Source organism: Bacteroides sp. A1C1, assembly GCF_004328515.1.
In the GTDB taxonomy this organism is placed as follows: Bacteria; Bacteroidota; Bacteroidia; order Bacteroidales; family Bacteroidaceae; genus Bacteroides; species Bacteroides uniformis.
In genome coordinates, this window is record NZ_CP036491.1 from 1,335,899 (window position 1) to 1,352,258 (window position 16,360).

General features: G+C 45.9%; 7 protein-coding genes, 2 tRNA genes and 2 rRNA genes. 4 read left to right on the forward strand and 7 right to left on the reverse strand.

Annotation, left to right across the window (positions count from 1 at the left end):
* Window positions 1–69: 69 nt before the first annotated feature.
* The 5 genes from EYA81_RS05690 to EYA81_RS05715 all read right to left on the reverse strand — a co-directional run bounded on the left by EYA81_RS05690 (window position 70) and on the right by EYA81_RS05715 (window position 7,758).
* Window positions 70–2,947: ribosomal RNA gene (locus EYA81_RS05690) — 23S ribosomal RNA — on the reverse strand.
* 122 nt (window positions 2,948–3,069) lie between these two features.
* Window positions 3,070–3,143, reverse strand: a tRNA-Ala gene (locus EYA81_RS05695).
* Window positions 3,144–3,199: 56 nt separating this feature from the next.
* A tRNA-Ile gene (locus tag EYA81_RS05700) sits at window positions 3,200–3,273 on the reverse strand.
* A gap of 135 nt (window positions 3,274–3,408) precedes the next feature.
* Window positions 3,409–4,935, reverse strand: a 16S ribosomal RNA gene (locus EYA81_RS05705).
* The 16S and 23S rRNA genes sit together here with 2 tRNA genes alongside, the layout of an rRNA operon.
* A gap of 1,107 nt (window positions 4,936–6,042) precedes the next feature.
* Complete coding sequence (locus tag EYA81_RS05715) at window positions 6,043–7,758, reverse strand: DUF6377 domain-containing protein (protein WP_131225465.1); 1,716 nt, start codon at window positions 7,756–7,758, stop codon at window positions 6,043–6,045.
* 439 nt (window positions 7,759–8,197) lie between these two features.
* Between EYA81_RS05715 and EYA81_RS05720 the strand changes: the two genes are divergently transcribed.
* From EYA81_RS05720 to EYA81_RS05735, 4 genes are read left to right on the forward strand one after another with little or no spacing between them, the layout of a single operon-like run.
* Window positions 8,198–11,113 (forward strand): SusC/RagA family TonB-linked outer membrane protein, encoded by a 2,916-nt coding sequence (locus tag EYA81_RS05720; RefSeq protein WP_370293446.1) that lies wholly within the window; start codon window positions 8,198–8,200, stop codon window positions 11,111–11,113.
* A gap of 19 nt (window positions 11,114–11,132) precedes the next feature.
* Window positions 11,133–12,659 (forward strand): RagB/SusD family nutrient uptake outer membrane protein, encoded by a 1,527-nt coding sequence (locus tag EYA81_RS05725; protein WP_117601291.1) that lies wholly within the window; start codon window positions 11,133–11,135, stop codon window positions 12,657–12,659.
* Window positions 12,660–12,690: 31 nt separating this feature from the next.
* Window positions 12,691–14,190: a glycoside hydrolase family 30 beta sandwich domain-containing protein gene (locus EYA81_RS05730; protein WP_117601292.1), complete on the forward strand. Its 1,500-nt coding sequence runs from the start codon at window positions 12,691–12,693 to the stop codon at window positions 14,188–14,190.
* 27 nt (window positions 14,191–14,217) lie between these two features.
* Window positions 14,218–15,549, forward strand: a complete 1,332-nt coding sequence (locus tag EYA81_RS05735) for a DUF5125 domain-containing protein (protein ID WP_131225466.1) — start codon at window positions 14,218–14,220, stop codon at window positions 15,547–15,549.
* Between the two features lie 93 nt (window positions 15,550–15,642).
* Here EYA81_RS05735 and EYA81_RS05740 read toward each other — a convergent pair whose 3' ends face one another.
* A complete protein-coding gene (locus EYA81_RS05740; protein ID WP_117601294.1) occupies window positions 15,643–15,987 on the reverse strand; it encodes a hypothetical protein in 345 nt (114 codons plus the stop codon).
* Window positions 15,984–16,292, reverse strand: coding sequence for a septum formation initiator family protein (locus EYA81_RS05745; protein WP_005824736.1), 309 nt, complete (start codon window positions 16,290–16,292; stop codon window positions 15,984–15,986). The genes EYA81_RS05740 and EYA81_RS05745 overlap by 4 nt, the downstream gene beginning before the upstream one ends.
* Window positions 16,293–16,360: the final 68 nt, after the last annotated feature.

The following is a 16,360-nucleotide window of genomic DNA, read 5'->3' on the forward strand; positions in this document are numbered from 1 at the left end:
GGTAGACATGATGCGAAAAAAGCAAAGCATTCATTTATGGCTGAACGTATATACCTCCATACAAGGCAAGGCAAAAAGTGAACGGGCAATTAGTAACGCTCGGCTATGACATCGCTGCCTGTACACCTGCGTCCTATCAACGTTGTAGTCTACAACGACCCTGAGAAATCTAATCTTGTGGCTGGCTTCGTACTTAGATGCTTTCAGCACTTATCCAATCCCGACTTAGATACCCGGCAATGCACCTGGCGGCACAACCGGTAAACCAGAGGTCAGTCCAACACGGTCCTCTCGTACTAGTGTCAGAGCCACGCAAATTTCATGCGCCCACGATAGATAGAGACCGAACTGTCTCACGACGTTCTGAACCCAGCTCGCGTGCCACTTTAATGGGCGAACAGCCCAACCCTTGGGACCTTCTCCAGCCCCAGGATGTGACGAGCCGACATCGAGGTGCCAAACCCCTCCGTCGATATGAGCTCTTGGGAGGGATCAGCCTGTTATCCCCGGAGTACCTTTTATCCTTTGAGCGATGTCCTTTCCATACAGAAACACCGGATCACTATGCTCTAGTTTCCTACCTGATCGACTTGTGAGTCTCCCAGTCAAGCGCCCTTATGCCATTACACTCTGCCGACGGTTACCAATCGTCGTGAGGGCACCTTTAGAAGCCTCCGTTACGCTTTTGGAGGCGACCACCCCAGTCAAACTACCCACCAAACAGTGTCCCCGCAACAGCGGGTTAGAACTCAAATAATCAAAGGGCCGTATTTCAACAGCGGCTCCACGAACACTGGCGTGCCCGCTTCAAAGCCTCCGGCCTATCCTACACATCAATTACCCAAATTCAATGTTAAGCTATAGTAAAGGTTCACGGGGTCTTTTCGTCCCATCGCGGGTAATCGGCATCTTCACCGATACTACAATTTCACTGAGCTCACGGTTGAGACAGCGTCCAGATCATTACACCATTCGTGCAGGTCGGAACTTACCCGACAAGGAATTTCGCTACCTTAGGACCGTTATAGTTACGGCCGCCGTTTACTGGGGCTTCAATTCAACGCTTCTCTTGCGATGACGTCTCCTCTTAACCTTCCAGCACCGGGCAGGTGTCAGGCTGTATACTTCATCTTTCAATTTTGCACAGCCCTGTGTTTTTGTTAAACAGTTGCCTGGACCTATTCTCTGCGCCTCAATTGCTTGAGGACCCTTTATCCCGAAGTTACAGGGTCAGTTTGCCTAGTTCCTTAACCGTGAATCACTCAAGCGCCTTAGTATATTCAACCCGACTACGTGTGTCCGTTTGCGGTACGGGTACCGTAAGGATTAAGTTTAGCGGATTTTCTTGGAAGTATGATTACACGCACTATTGGATTGTCCAGAAGGACGCTCCATACTGTCAGGTTCGACTCTCATTCCGGATTTGCCTGGAACAATCAACATCTACACCCTTCAACGGACTATTCCGTCAGTCCGCGGCGCTGTCACGACTCCGTCTCCACGTCACTCCTTAAGGTAGTACCGGAATATTAACCGGTTCTGCCATCGGCCTCGCCGTTCGGCTGAGCCTTAGGACCCGACTTACCCTGATCCGATTAGCGTTGATCAGGAAACCTTAGTCTTTCGGCGAGGGGGTTTCTCACCCCCTTTATCGTTACTTATACCTACATTTGCTTTTCCACACGCTCCAGCAAGGCTCACGCCTTACCTTCGACGCTGAGTGGAATGCTCCCCTACCGATGATTTCTCATCCCAAAGCTTCGGTAGAATACTTATGCCCGATTATTATCCACGCCAAACTCCTCGACTAGTGAGCTGTTACGCACTCTTTAAATGAATGGCTGCTTCCAAGCCAACATCCTAGCTGTCTTAGCAATCTGACTTCGTTAGTTCAACTTAGTATTCATTTCGGGACCTTAGCTGTTGGTCCGGATTGTTCTCCTTTAGGACATGGACCTTAGCACCCATGCCCTCACTCCTGACATAGAACTGACACGCATTCGGAGTTTGTCAAGACTTGATAGGCGGTGAAGCCCTCGCATCTTATCAGTCGCTCTACCTCATGTCAGTATAAGTCAAGGCTGCACCTAAATGCATTTCGGGGAGTACGAGCTATCTCCAAGTTTGATTAGCCTTTCACCCCCACCCTCAGGTCATCCAGAAGCTTTTCAACGCTTATTGGTTCGGTCCTCCAGATGGTGTTACCCATCCTTCAACCTGCCCAAGGGTAGATCACTTGGTTTCGCGTCTACTCCTTCCGACTATACGCCCTGTTCAGACTCGCTTTCGCTTCGGCTGCGGATCTGAGATCCTTAACCTCGCCGGAAAAAGTAACTCGTAGGTTCATTATGCAAAAGGCACGCCGTCACACTAAAAGTGCTCCGACCGCTTGTAGGCACATGGTTTCAGGAACTATTTCACTCTTCTGTTCGAAGTGCTTTTCACCTTTCCTTCACAGTACTGGTTCACTATCGGTCTCTCGGGAGTATTTAGCCTTACCGGATGGTCCCGGCAGATTCACGCAGAATTCCTCGTGCTCCGCGCTACTCAGGATACCACTAGGCTTCGGTTGGCTTCGCATACGCAGCTATCATGCTCTATGGCTGTACTTTCCAGAACATTCTGCTCACCAACTTTCTTGCCACAACGTGGTCCTACAACCCCACACATGCCGTAACATGGATGGTTTGGGCTGTTCCCCGTTCGCTCGCCACTACTGGGGGAATCATTATTTATTTTCTTTTCCTGCAGGTACTAAGATGTTTCAGTTCCCTGCGTTAGCCTCCCGCATTGCGGGATGATATCCCTTCAGGATATCGGGTTGTCCCATTCGGAAATCCGCGGATCAAAGGTCATTTGCACCTACCCGCGGCTTATCGCAGCTTATCACGTCCTTCATCGCCTCCGAGAGCCAAGGCATCCGCCATGTGCCCTTACTTACTTTTTGTCTTACCGATCACGTATGGTCGATATATACTTTCAGCTTTCAACTTTACTTTTTTTGGTCACATCATGTCAAAGATCGTTGTCAAGGATTAAGGATTAAAGATAATTCCTAATCTTGAGAAGTGGAGAATAACGGATTCGAACCGTTGACCCCCTGCGTGCAAAGCAGGTGCTCTAGCCAGCTGAGCTAATCCCCCTTCACCATTGATGAAAGACCCGCTAAATCGTAACCGGTCGGTCACCAACTGAGAAGTAGTCCCAGGCAGAGTTGAACTGCCGACCTCTACATTATCAGTGTAGCGCTCTAACCAACTGAGCTATAGGACTGTCAGTCAAACCCTCGCCTTACGGCTCGGCTTCTACTTTTCTCGTATATTTTAATAAACAAGTACGCGCAGTACAAGAGGTTCTTATGGAAGCATAACTTCAAGAACCAACGATCGAGTCGAGACGTCACTCCAGAAAGGAGGTGTTCCAGCCGCACCTTCCGGTACGGCTACCTTGTTACGACTTAGCCCCAATCACCAGTTTTACCCTAGGGCGCTCCTCGCGGTTACGCACTTCAGGTACCCCCGGCTTTCATGGCTTGACGGGCGGTGTGTACAAGGCCCGGGAACGTATTCACCGCGCCGTGGCTGATGCGCGATTACTAGCGAATCCAGCTTCATGGAGTCGGGTTGCAGACTCCAATCCGAACTGAGAGAGGTTTTAGGGATTAGCATCACGTCACCGTGTAGCTGCCTTCTGTACCCCCCATTGTAACACGTGTGTAGCCCCGGACGTAAGGGCCGTGCTGATTTGACGTCATCCCCACCTTCCTCACATCTTACGACGGCAGTCTCGACAGAGTCCCCAGCATAACCTGATGGTAACTATCGATAAGGGTTGCGCTCGTTATGGCACTTAAGCCGACACCTCACGGCACGAGCTGACGACAACCATGCAGCACCTTCACAAATGCCTTGCGGCTGATCTGTTTCCAGAACATTCATTTGCAATTTAAGCCCGGGTAAGGTTCCTCGCGTATCATCGAATTAAACCACATGTTCCTCCGCTTGTGCGGGCCCCCGTCAATTCCTTTGAGTTTCACCGTTGCCGGCGTACTCCCCAGGTGGAATACTTAACGCTTTCGCTTGGCCGCTTACTGTATATCGCAAACAGCGAGTATTCATCGTTTACTGTGTGGACTACCAGGGTATCTAATCCTGTTTGATACCCACACTTTCGAGCATCAGCGTCAGTTACAGTCCAGCAAGCTGCCTTCGCAATCGGAGTTCTTCGTGATATCTAAGCATTTCACCGCTACACCACGAATTCCGCCTGCCTCTACTGTACTCAAGACACCCAGTATCAACTGCAATTTTACGGTTGAGCCGCAAACTTTCACAACTGACTTAAGCATCCGCCTACGCTCCCTTTAAACCCAATAAATCCGGATAACGCTCGGATCCTCCGTATTACCGCGGCTGCTGGCACGGAGTTAGCCGATCCTTATTCATACGGTACATACAAAAAGGCACACGTGCCTAACTTTATTCCCGTATAAAAGAAGTTTACAACCCATAGGGCAGTCATCCTTCACGCTACTTGGCTGGTTCAGACTCTCGTCCATTGACCAATATTCCTCACTGCTGCCTCCCGTAGGAGTTTGGACCGTGTCTCAGTTCCAATGTGGGGGACCTTCCTCTCAGAACCCCTATCCATCGATGGCTTGGTGGGCCGTTACCCCGCCAACAACCTAATGGAACGCATCCCCATCAATGACCGAAATTCTTTAATAGCTGAAAGATGCCTTTCAGATATACCATCGGGTATTAATCTTTCTTTCGAAAGGCTATCCCCGAGTCATCGGCAGGTTGGATACGTGTTACTCACCCGTGCGCCGGTCGCCAGCAAAGAAAGCAAGCTTTCTTCCTGATGCCCCTCGACTTGCATGTGTTAAGCCTGTAGCTAGCGTTCATCCTGAGCCAGGATCAAACTCTTCATTGTAAAAGTATCGTGACTGCGCAAATTAAAAAAATTAATATGCGACAGCTTGTTATCTGTTCAGGACGCTCGAATTCAAAAGTTTATCTTTACCTATATAAAATAAGTATTGACGGTTCTCTTGTTTTACCCAAGGCTTTCCCCATTGATAAGGAAAAACCTTGCTCTTGTACTACTTGTATTGTTTATGTAAATCTGTTCAAAGATCGCTCGTTTCACGATTGCTGTTCTTTTCAGAAAGCGGATGCAAAGGTAAGAACTTTTAAGTATATCCTCCAAATATTTTCGGAAGTTTTTTTTTCTCTCTTTTCTCTTTCCTCGTCGTCTCTCTTGTCGAAAGGGAGGCAAAAAGAAAAAGAAAGAAGAACCAGGCACCGTTTCTTTTAAAAGAATGTCAACTCGCGCTGCTTTCATTTTCAAAAGCGGGTGCAAAGGTAAGAACTTTAAAGCATAACTTCCAAATATTTTCAGAAGTTTTTTTTTTATTTTTCTTTTCCAAGGCCGAAGTTCCGGAAGAAACCGATGGCAAAGAAGAGAAAAATGGAAGCTTACCGCTCCGTTTTACTGTCAGAATGTCAAAACATCGCCGCCTTCGTTCCCGAAAGCGGATGCAAAAGTAGGCCTTTTATGGACATCTGCAAAATTTATACACGGTTTTTTTGAGAGATTCCATGAACTTTTTCATAACTCACTGATTGATAGATATGTTTTAAAGCATGTTTTTTAAAGGAAACTGGGATAAGGAAAGGAAGGGACACATTATATATATACGCGCGCGCAATACAAGCTCCAATTCATACCTTGACATAGACCACTGAACGACAGGCACCGCGCTTGCGGAACACAAAGAGAACTGACAATAAACCTGCGAAAGGCTACATCCGGAAAGCACGGAAACTAAACGGGAACTAATGAACAACTTTTCTCACCACAGATATGTTGCTTTCTTTCCACACCCGTGTTTCTTTCTTACCACAGCTGTGGTAAGAAAGAAACACGGGTGTGGAAAGATTAGTTCTTAGGGAAAAATAAGGTGGTACATCGCAGTTTGTATCCTAATTCTTAGCTACCATCTATACGTCATACAGCGACAATCAGTAGAAGCCTTTATCAAGTCCACTTCTGTGCCCTACCCAAAGAACGCACAGCGGCAGCAAACTCTTCCCGAGGAATGATAGCCTTATTACGTGTCTTCAAACGATTATTATAAACGGTCTGAGGTGAATAATGCAAGAATTCGGCAATCTTCACACTATCAGTGATACCTAAACGCACCAAAGCATAAATGCGCAATTCCGTATTCAGCAACTCAGCATCTTTTAGCACAATCTGCTCGTCAGGATGGAGCAAGGCATTGAAGTCACTTACAAAATCCGGATAAATGTGCAAGAAGATAGCATCAAAGTTATGATAGAACTCTTTCAGCTCATTCTGTGCCATAGAATGAGTATCGGTTAATGCTTTCACATCCTCCAACTGATTTGCCTTAAGCTTACGATTGATATTTTTCCGATACTCATCCAGCTTGCTGATATAATTGGAACAAATGGAAAAAACATAACCTATGTATTCCTCCTTCACATAGTTGGATTCACGAAGCTGATTATTGGTATCTCTCAGCTGTTCATTCAAAGAAGTAAGCTGTACATTCGTTTCTGCCACTTGTCCGTGCATTTTCGAAAGTTCTTCCACATGCTTATTCAAGCGGTTGTTTGCCTCATTCAGCTGTTGGCGCGACTGCTTCAACCGCTTCATCTGCTTATATATATACAGAAAAGCAAACAAGGATATCAAGGACAAGACACTGACCAATACCAAATACATACGTAACCGCGCTTCTTGCTTCTGATTACGTTCCTGATAAATCTGATGAATGGTGTCCTGCACCGCAGAGATGCCTACTACTCTCACCCGGTTCCGATATGCCAAGGCATTCTGCAAGCAGTAACTCATGTAGACATAGGCATGGTCAATATCACCCAAACTAAAAAGCACCCCCGCCAGCTCTTCCAGCGAAGCAATATCTTTATTGGAGATACGTACATCGGCCATAGCAGAATATATCAGGTAAGTCAGATAATTTTCTTGCTCATCGGACTCGCGATAAAAGCAAGCCAGCACGTAAGCATTCATGGCATCACGCCGAGTATCGAATGCAGAATTAAAGATTCCCTTCTGCAAACGCTCCTTAAAAACATACATACTGTCCGTACCTTGCACTACCTGCCCCTTATACCACAAGAACAAGGGATGTTCAGGGGTAAGAACCATATTCAAGGAGTCTTTGTAAACACGTTCCAACTGTGCATAATGTTCATGCAAAATGGCCATTTCACTACCGGTATACTGATTGAAATGCGAATACAGATACAGCATTTGTCCATAATAGTCCACTAACAATTCTTTGGGGAGCGAACCGCCTGAAACTCCGCGCAATTCATCCTGGGCTTCTTTCAACAAACCGGTGGCAGCCAACAGAAAAGACTTTTTTATCTTCCACTCCATCTGCCGGTATTTATCATTCTGCCTATAAACTATATCCAAATTATCTACCACATAATTCATTGCAGAATCGGCATTATAGACACAATACTCATCATAAAGATTTTTATTCAGCCAATATCTCTCCTCCAAAGTACGCACATCCTTTTGAAGCTTGTGCAACTGAGCAATCTTCGCCTCTTTAAGCATAACAAACGTGTTTTTCTGCGCAATCAGAGAGTCAAGGCGTACCAGTAGTTCTTTTATCTTTTCACTGTAAGGTGCCGCATTCAGGAAAGTACACCCCACCAGCAAAAACAGCAAAGCTATGATTTTTCTTTTCATTTCTATTATTTACATAAAGCAGAGAGCACAAAGATAAATTAATCTATCTAAAGATAAGCTACTTCTACCCTAAAAAAGTACACTAAAATTAAGAGCTATTTCGATCGTTTGAAGTAATAACACAGTATGTCCAAACCTACTTCCATAGTAGCAAACCTTTACTTTACCCACTAACCACAAACATTATAATACACTGATTTTATGATATTTAAATTTTATACAGACTTACTTCCACACATTACCCACCTATCAGACAAATAGGGTTGTCCACTATCTTTGCAAACAGAAAGGAAAGTGTACTATGGAAAAACAACTAATCCCTATTAGAACATACTTTTCTAAATAAATCAAATCTTTTAATAAAAGTACTATGAGAATGATTACAAGAAATCTTCTTACGCGGAGTTACAAGCTCCTTCTGACATTACTCGTACTGCTAATGTCAACAAATGCATTTGCCCAACGATTGACAGCTACGGGTAAAGTAGTAGATACCGCAGGCCTGGAGGTCATCGGCGCATCTGTATTGGAAAAGGGAACAACAAACGGTGTTGTCACCAATCTAGACGGAGAGTTTTCCCTAAGTGTAGAACAAAATGCCACACTGGTAATATCTTTCATCGGCTATAAAACGATGGAGGTAAAAGCAACCACCAACATGAATGTCACATTGCAGGAAGACAACGAACTGCTGGACGAAGTGGTAGTCATCGGCTATGGAAGTGTAAAACGCAAAGACGTAACCACTGCCGTATCTACGGTTTCTACAAAGGATTTGGATCAGCGCCCCATTGTATCGGCCGCCCAAGCCCTACAAGGCAAAGCAGCCGGTGTGTCGGTTATGCAGCCCAGCGGCGAACCGGGCGGTGGTATGAGTATCCGTGTACGTGGTACCACCTCATTCAATGGTAGCAACGACCCGCTCTACGTAGTGGATGGTGTACCTGTAGACAATATCAACTTCTTATCACCCAATGATATCGAAAGCCTCTCTATCTTAAAGGACGCTTCATCGGCAGCCATCTATGGTTCACGTGCAGCCAACGGTGTAGTACTAATTACGACCAAAGCCGGAGCAGAAGGCAATGCCAAAGTAGCACTGAACGTACAATATGGTATGACGAAAGTGGCCAAAAGCATGGAGGCTTTGAATACAGAGCAATACCGTGAATTACAGAAAGAGATTGGCGCCGTCAATCCCGCTGACCTTGAAGGTTTAACAGACCAAACAGACTGGTTTGACGAGGTTTACAAAACCGGACAGACTCAGAACTATCAAGTGTCCGTGTCTAACGGAAACGAAAAGATGAAATACTTCCTCTCTGCCGGTTATCTGGATGAAAAAGGTATTTTGGAAGGTACGTACTTCAAACGATACAGCTTCCGTGCCAATATCGACAACCAAATACGCAGTTGGCTGAATGTAAGTGCCAATATCTCCTACTCCGATAACATCGGAAACACCGGCATCATTTCCGGAACAGGTGCCAACCGTGGAGGTGTAGTCCTTTCGGTTATCAATACACCGACCTATGCTCCTATTTGGGACCCTGAAAAGCCGAATCAATACAATAAGAACTTCTATGGGGTAAATATCATGAACCCGATGGAAAACCTAGCCCGCCAGAAAAACAACAAAAACAAGGAAAACCGCCTCATCGCATCCGGAGCCGCTACCATCAGCTTCCTGCCCAACCTGAAGTTGAAATCATCTGTAGCACTGGACCGCCGCAACGGTGTAAGCACTACATTTCTCGATCCAATATCAACTACCGACGGACGCAACAGTTTCGGAACAGCCTCTGACAACCGAAACATGAATACCGTATTGGTTTTCGATAATGTATTAACTTACAACACCAACATCAAGAAACATGGTATCGACGTCATGGCAGGTTCTTCCTACACCAAATCAGACTATACCAACAGCTATATTAATGGTTCACACTTCCGGGACGATAAAATACACACTCTGAATGCCGCCAATAAAATTTCATGGGACGGTACCGGATCAGGAGCCTCACAGTGGGCTATCTCTTCCTATTTTGCCCGTGTGTCCTACAATTATGACAGTAAGTACATGCTTACCATGAACATGCGTGCCGACGGTTCATCCAAGCTGCATCCCGACCATCGCTGGGGCATTTTCCCCTCCTTCTCGGCTGCCTGGCGTATTTCGTCAGAGAAATTCATGAAAGACATTACTTGGATTGATGACTTGAAGCTTCGCGGCGGCTGGGGACAGACCGGTAACCAAAGCGGCATAGGTGATTACTCATATCTGCAACGCTACAACATCAACCGCATACCGTGGTTTGAAGAAGGCAACGACCATGCAGTTCCCGGTATCAGCCAAGCCAACCTTAGAACAAGTGACCTGAAATGGGAAACCACCAGCCAAACCAACATCGGTCTTGACTTAACTGTGCTGAACAATAGACTGACCTTCAGCATGGATTACTATTACAAGAAGACAACAGACATGTTGATGAATGTAAGTCTGCCTGCAGGTGCAGCAGCAACTACCAGCATCACCCGTAATGAAGGCGAAATGACCAATAAAGGATTTGAATTCTCACTCAATTCTCACAACCTGACCGGCGAATTCTCTTGGGACACAGACTTCAACATATCTTTCAACAAGAACAAGCTGACTAAGCTATCATTACAAAAAGTCTATACAGCAGCAAGCAGTGCCGAGGTAGTAAAGGAAAACATCGTACGCAATGAACCGGGACGTCCTTTGGGTGGCTTCTACGGCTACATCAGTGACGGTGTAGATCCCGAAACCGGTAACTTGATTTATCGCGACCTCAACGAAGACGGCAAAATTTCCACTTCTGACCGTACCTATATCGGCGATCCGAATCCCGACTTCATCTACGGATTGACGAACACTTTTACTTGGAAAGACCTTAGTCTGAGCATCTTCATTCAGGGAAGCTACGGAAACGACATCTTCAATGTGTCCCGCATGGAAACCGAAGGTATGTATGACGGTAAAAACCAATCAACAGAAGTTTTGAAACGATGGAGGATTCCCGGACAGATTACCAGTGTTCCGAGAGCCAACTTCAACATCAAGAACTCCACTTACTTTGTAGAAGATGGCAGTTATCTGCGTGTCAAAGACATCTCACTCTCTTACAACATCCGTTGCCGCCAGTTTAAGAAATGGGGTATCAGCCGCGTACAACCCTACTTCACTGCAAGCAATTTGCTAACCTGGACCAGTTATTCCGGTATGGACCCTGAAGTAAACCAATATGGCAACAGCGGTTCCGTACAAGGTATCGACTATGGAACCTATCCACAGAGTAAAGCATTCGTTTTCGGTATCAATGTTGAATTCTAAAAAAAAGAAGAAATAACTTATGAAATCAAAGCATATATATAAAAGTATAGCTTGCGGTGTACTGTTGGCACTAACCGCAACCTCATGTGATCTGGACTATAATCCGGTAGACAGCTACTCGGATGTAACGGAAGGAGTGGACAAAACAGATGAAAAACCTATTTTCAACAGTGTGCAAGATGTGGAAACCTCAATGGTAACCCTTCATAAAAAATTCCGCGACCAGCAGGAGCACTGGTATGTCGACAAACTGCTTATCGGTGACGCCCACTCCGACAATGCATACGCCGGAACAACGGGTGCAGAAGTAGTACCTTATGAAACCAATTCCATTGAAGGATCTAATTCCGTACTAAAACGTGACTGGGACCGTTTTCTGGGTGATATTGCCGAAGCCAACCGCATCATCGTAGGCTGTGAGCAACTCAAGGCCCTCAGCGACAGTGAACGTGGCAAATATCAATCACAAGCCAAGATATTCCGTGCCATGGTAATGTTCGATATGGTACGTTTATGGGGGAATTTCCCTGTCATCACTACCGTGGGTGGTGACATCACCGAAGACAACGTAGAAGAGATGTACCCGACCTACTTTCCTCCACAGAATACAGCTGAAGAGGCTTATGCCCAAATAGAAAAAGACTTGACTGAAGCTGTGGAAAACCCCAACACACCGACAAACGATGCATCCGACAAGAGCATACTTACCAAATCGGTGGCACGTGCCATGCTTGCCAAAGTCTATGCAGAAAAGCCTCTGCGCGATTATGCAAAAGTTATCAAATATGCCGACGAATTGGCTGCCGACGGCTTCGACCTTGTAGAAGACTTCAGCGACCTTTGGGCTTATGATACAGAAAAAAAAGACTGCCGGGTACGCAATACTAAAGAAGCTATTCTCGAAGCTCATTTTCCTCCTGGTTCAGGTAACTGGTGTACGTGGATGTTTGGCCGCAACTTAAGCAACTGGGATGAAAGCTTTACCTGGGCCAAATGGATTACCCCTTCCCGCGACCTTATCCGCCTCTATGAGGAGCAAGGAGACACGAAACGCTACAATGAGTCTGTTGTATGGTACGAGTGCGGATGGAGCAACTATTATCCGGCAGACCATTATGCTTTCATGTACAAATGCCGCTCTGCTTTCAACAGTATCATTTATCTGAGATATGCCGACATCCTACTTCTTAAGGCTGAAGCCAAAATTATGGGAGAAACTCCCGACCTGAACGGTGCAGCCGACATTATTGACCGCATCCGTAACCGTGCCGGACTGGGTAAACTTCCACAAAGCACCCGTAGCAGTAAAGAAGCATTGCTCCAAGCTTATATGGACGAACGCCGTATGGAACTTGCTTTTGAGGGACAACGCTGGTACGACCTTTGCCGCCTCAATAAGGTAGAAGAAGTGATGAACGCCGTTTATGCCAAAGACAGTGGCCGCCTTGCACAAGAGAATTTGTTTAATGAAAACTCTTATCTACTCGCAATCCCTCAGGGAGCCATTGACCAGAATGAGAATTTGGTACAGAATCCAGGCTATTAACAATAAAAAGTAATATAAAAATCAATAGAATATGAATTTGAAAAATATATTCACTACCGCATTAGGCTGCTTCGCTGTATTGGCAGCCTGCGGCAATGATAATGACAGTGACGTCACTCCTACACCAGACCAACCTACAGAAGAGGCAAAAGATGTTACTATCTATGTGACGAACACCAGCCGTACTTACGACTTGAAAAAGTCTGGACTGGCCTTCGGCACCGGAAGCAACATGTCACCTTCTACCGTGACACTCGACCCCACCACCCGTTATCAGGAAATGGACGGTTTTGGCGCAGCCATTACTGGCTCTACCAGTTACAACCTGATGCAAATGACACAAGAGAACCGCACGAAGTTTCTGACTGAGACATTCTCGGATAAAGAAGGCTACGGCTTCAGCTATGTACGTATTGCCATCGGTTGTTCCGACTTCTCATTCAGTGAATTTACTTGCTGTGACGAAAAGGGACTTGAGCACTTTGCCCTTCCGATGGAAGACACCAAGTATGTAATTCCTATATTGAAGGAAATTCTAGCAATCAATCCTACTGTCAAAGTGATTGCTGCTCCATGGACATGTCCGAAGTGGATGAAAGTGAAAAGCCTGGAAGAACGTGTACCCTTTGACTCATGGACCAGCGGACACTTGAACCCCGAATATTACAGAACGTATGGCGAATATTTCGTAAAATGGATACAAGCTTTCGAAAAGGAAGGTATCAAAATCCACGCTGTGACTCCGCAGAACGAACCGCTGAACCACGGTAACTCAGCATCCTTGTTTATGGGATGGGAAGAAGCCCGTGACTTCATCAAGACCGGCCTGGGTCCCGCTTTCAAAGAAGCCGGAGTTGCCACAAAGATTTATGTTTTCGACCATAACTATAACTACGACAATCTGGCCGATCAAAAAAGTTACCCCACCAAGATTTATGATGATGCGGAAGCCTCACAGTACATTGCAGGTGCTGCCTACCACAATTATGGCGGTAACCGTTCCGAACTGCTGAACATCCATAAGCTTTACCCCAACAAGGAATTGCTTTTCACAGAAACATCCATCGGCACCTGGAACTCCGGCCGCGATTTAGAAGCACGTCTGCTTAACGATATGGAAGAAATAGCATTGGGGACAGCCAACAACTGGTGCCGCGGTGCCATTGTGTGGAACCTGATGTTAGACAGTGACCTGGGACCGGTAAGCCCTTCAGACGGTTCTTGCAAGACCTGCTACGGTGCAGTAGATATCGACAATACAAACTATTCTAAAATTGTCCGCAATTCCCATTATTACCTTATCGGCCACATGTCTTCAGTCGTGAAACCAGGTGCTGTACGTATCGGAACGACTGGTTACACTGCCAATGGGGTCACCTACTCGGCCTTTGAAAACACTGACGGCACCTATGCCTTCGTATTGGCAAACAACAATGCAGATGCCAAACGAATTACTGTAAGTGACGGCACTCACTACTTTTCCTACGAAGTACCGGCTAAAGCAGTCGTTTCTTATCGTTGGAAAAAATAAGACTAACAAATTAAACAGAAGATTATAATGAAAAACTTTAAATACTATCTGATGGCATTGGCAAGCATAGCCATGCTGAATGCCTGCAGCGATGACGATCCGGTTCCCGGCAACCCGACAATGGACTTTCAGGCAGAACCTTCTTCAGCCTTGTTCGGCGACAGTCTGCCTTTTACAATCAAAGCTTCGGACGCAGATGTACCTCTTTCTACACTGAAAGCACAGTTATACTTCAGTGACGAAATGGTTTCCGAAACTGTAATCCGTACCAAAGTTAGCGGACAAGAGTATAACGGGAAAATATATGTTCCCTATCTGGCAAACATTCCCAACGGAACAGCTACACTGAAGTTTATCCTGCAGAACATCAACTTTACGATTACAGAAAAAAGCTACGACGTGGCGCTGAGTCGTCCGGACTTCTCCTACCTGACTCTGATTTCCGGAGACCAAGAATACCGCATGGAAAAAGTCGCAGCCAATCAGTATAGTGTGACCAGTGAATTTGCACAAAAAGTGAAAGGTTACATCAAAGCTCCTAAAGTAGGCGCCAACGGCAATGAAATCAATTTCGGATGGAGTAACGGTGCCATCACACAAGGTACTTCCAGTGAGATTACTTTCTCCAGTCTGTCAGCCGGGAAGTATTCCATCTCCTTCAACACGCTGACTTATGCGGCCGCCCCTTTCGTGAAATTGTTACTGAACGGCTCTGAAATGGAAATGGTGGATGATAACCATTACAGCATCGACCTCAACCTGAAACAAGGGGACAACATCACCGCAGATATTCCCAACTTCAACCAGTACTGGATAGATCCCGACTTCTTCAAAAAGAATGAAGACGGTTCACTGAAATTTTTACCCATCGACGGAACTTACCGTATCATTGCCAATCTGGACCTAAATTATTTGGAAGTATTGAAAATGAACGGAACAAGTACCGATACACTGAACGATGACGGAACCGGTGCCCTTTGGATTATCGGTGATGGCATCGGTAAGCCCTCAGTAGCAACCAATGCCGTAGGTTGGACCACAGAGAAAGGGCTCTGCATGTCACAGATTGAAGCAAAGAAATATCAGGTGACGGTAGTAGCGGGAGAGCAAATCAAATCAGATGACATCAACTTCAAGTTCTTCCACCAGCAAGGTTGGGGAGGTGAATATAAAAACGATGCCTTGTCTACCACCAGTGACCTAGTATTTATAGGTGACGGTACCAATGGACGTGATGCCGGCAACTTGGGACTCGTAAAAGGCAAAAGTTTGGAAAACGGTGTTGCTTACCGGTTCACTGTTGACGTAACGGCAGGTATCTCTTCGGCAGTTCTGACAGTAGAAAAGGTAGAAAGATAGACGGATAACGCAGAAGATTAACTAAATGAGAAAGGGGCTGGCTCTATAAAAGAGTTCAGCCCCTCTTGTTTATGCAGAATATATGTTCCGGATTTAGCTTAAACCTTCTTTCGCCTCCTCTTGTGGAATACGTACCGAAGTGTAAAGCTCAAGAATGGCGGCTATCGTCAGAGACACAATCCATTCATTGCCCCTTGTAAAGAGCATAAATGCCCCCGTAAGCACCAGCAAAAGTGCACCGAATATTTGCTGCCGACGCAGGCGTTTGACGGTGGGACTTTTACACTTGGACGGAGAATTGATTTGTGCCAAAGCAACCATCGTAGCACCGACAGTATATATATAAGGTGAAAGAGGCCAGCCCGTAATATAAACGGCAGCTCCAGCCAGGAGCATCACGGCCCCTACTGCAAAAAGGGCGGGTATCAGTTGTTTCATTCTTCTATATCTTCTTCAAATACATAAATATCCTCATTGGGCTTTTTCATCAGATACTTCTCACGGGCAATCCGTTCGATGGCACCGGAGTCGACGGCAAGTTCATTGAGCCGTTCGGTATTCTCCTCGTATTCCTTGCGGTACTTTTCTATTTCATCGCGCAGACGGCTTTCTTCCCGGGCGTAACCCAAACGGCGTACAACACTGTTCTCATCCAGGAACCCGATAATTACAGCAAACAACGCAAGCGTAATCAAATATTTATGCTTGCGGACAAAAGACCAGAGAGAAGCAAGTTTATCCATCTCGTTATCTACTATTTAGCAATTTATCATTCATGATGGAACTTGCCCATCATATAACTTCACGTCAC